4 protein-coding genes are annotated in these 3,723 nt (G+C 47.2%); 3 read left to right on the plus strand and 1 reads right to left on the minus strand.

The annotated features are described in order from the left end of the window. Positions 1–442: 442 nt before the first annotated feature. Positions 443–1,324 (minus strand): LysR family transcriptional regulator, encoded by an 882-nt coding sequence (locus IQ22_RS22920; RefSeq protein ID WP_145146108.1) that lies wholly within the window; start codon positions 1,322–1,324, stop codon positions 443–445. A 99-nt stretch (positions 1,325–1,423) separates the two neighbouring features. On the opposite strand from IQ22_RS22920, the gene IQ22_RS22925 reads away from it, so the two are divergent. The 3 genes from IQ22_RS22925 to IQ22_RS24265 all read left to right on the plus strand — a co-directional run bounded on the left by IQ22_RS22925 (position 1,424) and on the right by IQ22_RS24265 (position 3,569). Next, a complete protein-coding gene (locus tag IQ22_RS22925; RefSeq protein ID WP_208733698.1) occupies positions 1,424–1,894 on the plus strand; it encodes an NADPH-dependent F420 reductase in 471 nt (156 codons plus the stop codon). Positions 1,895–2,076: 182 nt separating this feature from the next. Then, positions 2,077–3,090 carry an alpha/beta fold hydrolase gene (locus IQ22_RS22930; RefSeq protein WP_244309422.1) on the plus strand — a complete coding sequence of 338 codons (1,014 nt, stop codon included), beginning with the start codon at positions 2,077–2,079 and terminating at the stop codon, positions 3,088–3,090. 338 nt (positions 3,091–3,428) lie between these two features. After that, entirely contained in the window at positions 3,429–3,569 is a 141-nt protein-coding gene (locus tag IQ22_RS24265; protein WP_425298894.1) for a hypothetical protein, read from the plus strand. Positions 3,570–3,723: the final 154 nt, after the last annotated feature.

The raw sequence follows: 3,723 nt of genomic DNA on the forward strand, positions 1-3,723 counted from the left end.
GAGGCTGTCGCGGCGACCAGAAACACCGACATGAGCAGACGATCCAATCATTTTTGATGGATTCGCCGCTTTCCAAATCGGCGGGGCTGAAGTCGCGGGAAATATAGGGCTACTTCAGACCATCCTTAGGGGCTTGTTTATGATAGAGCTGTCTATTTCCTTAAAGGCTCATTGTTAATATTGGGAAACTAGCTCAGCGAGCGGTTGATACGCCCTGACGTACGGCAGTCTTATTAAATGTTTTTGGCAGGCGTGTATTTTCTGCTAAATATCTGCGTATCACCCTACCTGCACTATTCATATGTGCTTGCAAGTCTTAAGCAAACTGGAAAGGTGTGTTCATAAATGAAGCGTGAGTTTAGTTTGCAACGTTTGATCCAAGTCGAAGTAATGGCCTTAGCTGAAATCGCTTTTTGTATCCCGAAGTCTGCTCCTATCTAATCTAACTAAACTCTGTAACAGCAAAGTCCAGAAAGCTGCGGATTTTTGGGGTTAGGCGCCGATCAGGAGCATAAAGAATGTGAAGAGGTCTGGAAGGAACCGGATAGTCTGGAAGCAGCTCGATCAGCCGTCCTTGCTCGAGGTCTTCCTTAACCAATTCTAAAGGCTGAAGAATAATACCAAGTCCCGAAAGCGCTGCACAAAGCAGGGCCTCCCCATGATCTGCCATTAACCGGCTTGATATAGGCACAACAATACGTCCCTCCGGGCCGTTAAACGTCCAATGGCTGCGCAAGTCAGTGTGTGTAAATCCTAGGCATTCATGGTTTTGCAAATCCCATGGGGTGTTTGGCTTTGAGTGATATGTAAGATAAATAGGAGCAGCGCAAAGGACTAGTTGATAAGGAGCCAGTGGCTTAGCAATCAGCCCACTGTCCGACAACTCACCTACACGGAATACGATATCGTAGCCTTCATCGATCAGGTCTACAGCTCGGTTGGCTAATGTAAGCTCGACGGATACTTGAGGATTGGATTTCATATACTCTGGTAAACGAGACGCTAGGGTATTCATGCCAAAGCTAACCGGCGCGTTGATACGAAGCCTCCCACTGGGCACCAGACGTGTTTCAGCGGCCATGCTTTCTGCAGCCTCAACTTCTGCCAAAATGATCTTGGCCCTTTCATAAAACGAGCGCCCGAAATCTGTCAGACTTTGTCGTCTGGTTGTCCGATTGAGAAGGCGAACCCCTAAGCGCTGCTCCATATGTTGGACGTGCTTGCCTACCAGTTGTGATGACATGCCTAACGTGTCAGCTGCTGCGCTAAAAGAGCCTAATTCCACTGCCTTGACAAATACTAAAAGACTAGTAAGGCGGTCCATTATAAATCTCTTATTTCAAATATCGCTCTAGATTAAGTATTTATCGTACAGCGATTCAAGTTCTATTGTAGTCATACATCCTAACTACAGAGCGCTGTTATGACGATTGCTGCAAGTGGCACGGGCACCATTGGCTCAGCTTATGCAAAGGCTTCAACCTCTGCCGATTATCAAGTAGCGATTGGTCATCGTGATCCTGCCAAAGCGGCTTCGCTTGCCCAAGCGGTTGGTAGCAATGCTGAAGGAGCTGGCATCGTTGCAACTTTCAAACTTGCTGACGTCGTCTTGTTGGCCCTACCTTATCCTGCAGTGCTTGAAGTCCTTGCCCGTGCGGGTGATTTGAGCAGCAAAGTCCTAGTAGATATGAGCAATCCTGTGAGCGCTGATTTCCAAAATCTCATAGTTGGCTTAAACAACTCAGCAGCAGAGCGGATCCAGACGTCAGCACCAGCGGCTCATGTTGTTAAAGCGTTCAATACAATTTTCGCAAGACTTTTACCGAAAACTGCGCGGCGCGCGATCAAACACTTCAAGTCTTCATCGCCGGAGATAACAATTCGGCAAACCTAACTGTTTGCACGCTAGCGCTAGCATTAGGATTTTTACCAGTGGAAGCCGGGCCATTGCGTAATAGCCGGTACCTTGAGCCCAGTGGAATGATGAACATTCAGTTTGGCTCCTTTTTAAGCGCTAGAGCAATCATCGCCCCCGCCTAGGTAAATGTCTGATTTAGCTGCCTGCTTGATCAACCTATGAGAGTTAAGAAAATGAATCGTTCTTTGAGACGAGCTTTTGGGACCCTAGTGTTTCTTTCATCATGCCATCATGTTCTAGCTGCCCCCGCTGTCGAGGTGCTTGGTAAGGACTTTACCTTTCCAGAAAGAATTGAGGGCTTTCCAGCCAAGCTTTCCGATTTCAAGGGTTTGCAAATCAATTCGTTTATGACCAATGATGGTGTCAGGCTTTCGTATTGGGAGGCCGGCAAGGGCAAGCCGCTCGTGTTTATACCCGGCTGGTCGGCCAATGGAGCTGAGTACTTCAATGTCATGTATCAGCTTAGTAAGCATTACCATGTCTATGTACTGGATCCCCGAAATCAAGGGCTGTCCCAGCACGTTGATTACGGAACACGAATTTCGCGTTTTGCTGTCGACCTGAAGGAATTCAATGAGAAGGTAGGCATCAAGAAAGCTTATTATAGCGGCTGGTCCATGGGGGCTTCCGTCTTATGGAGTTATATCGATCTTTATGGGACTACAGGTATTGAAAAGCTGGTTCTTATTGATGAGCCTCCATCCATCTACAGTCATGCGGACTGGTCCGAACAGGAGCGTTTAGATGCCGGAGCTTTTGTAAGCGATCCTGAGCGCATGGTTGAAGGTTTTACAGCCATGAAGCCCCTTAATTCCTTGATTGCCCATAGCAAAGTTGTTGAACGAGCATCTTTGATGGACTCTCCTTACTACAAGAACTCCGAAAGTCTTGCTCAGGCCTTCATCAATAACGATCCCACCTACCTTAAGCTTGTCCTGTTTGATCACGTGACTAACGACTGGCGCGATGTCATCCAGAAGAAAATTGATGTACCGACTGCCATCTTTACTGGTTGTTACAGCGACTCCCTACAAGGTCAGCGCTGGATTCATTCGGTCGTGCCCAACAGTGAGTTGTATGTCTATTCACAAGAGGAACAAGGGGACCATTTCCTTGCATTCAAAAACCCTATCAAGTTCACTGCTGACCTTCGTACATTCCTAGAACGTTAAGATAAAAACGAGGCACGCTTGAGCAAGAGCCTAAGCGTGCCTTGAGTAAAATATCCAATATAGGTAACAAGCATGGATAGGCCTGTCACCACTTGAACTTATTTAGTTGAAGCCTTGACGGATACCGCATTGATGTCAGCCTTCGACAGTGGATTGCTGGTCGAATTGGATAGCTCCTGACGGTACAGATTGGTCAGGCTGGAGGTCAGACGGATATCGTCAGATGCTGCGCCTACCAAGATTTTGAACGTGTCAGCATCTACTACGCCAGATGCATCATCCCCAAGACAGGCCTGCCCAGGCTGTTTGGCCGACCGGCCTATCGTAAGCGCAATGCAATCGAGCGGCTCTTTAACTGGCTCAAGGAGCATCACCGGATAGCCACTTGTTTCGAGAAACTCACTAAGATCTTCAAAGTTATAATTTCCCAAGTTCGTATACGAATTAACTTGAGGAAATCTTTTTCAGACGGATCCTAATAGTCGAGCATTTTATAGTGCAAGCTTGACCTGCTCCCCGATTTCAGTACCACGCTGAACTTAGAGGGTGTAGACAAAATATACCTGGAGTAACCTGACCCTCTGGTTTCAAGCCTTTGGGGTCTGTTTATGACTAAACATAACAGGATTAAAG

The organism is Pseudomonas duriflava (genome assembly GCF_007830155.1).
Taxonomy (GTDB): domain Bacteria; phylum Pseudomonadota; class Gammaproteobacteria; order Pseudomonadales; family Pseudomonadaceae; genus Chryseomonas; species Chryseomonas duriflava.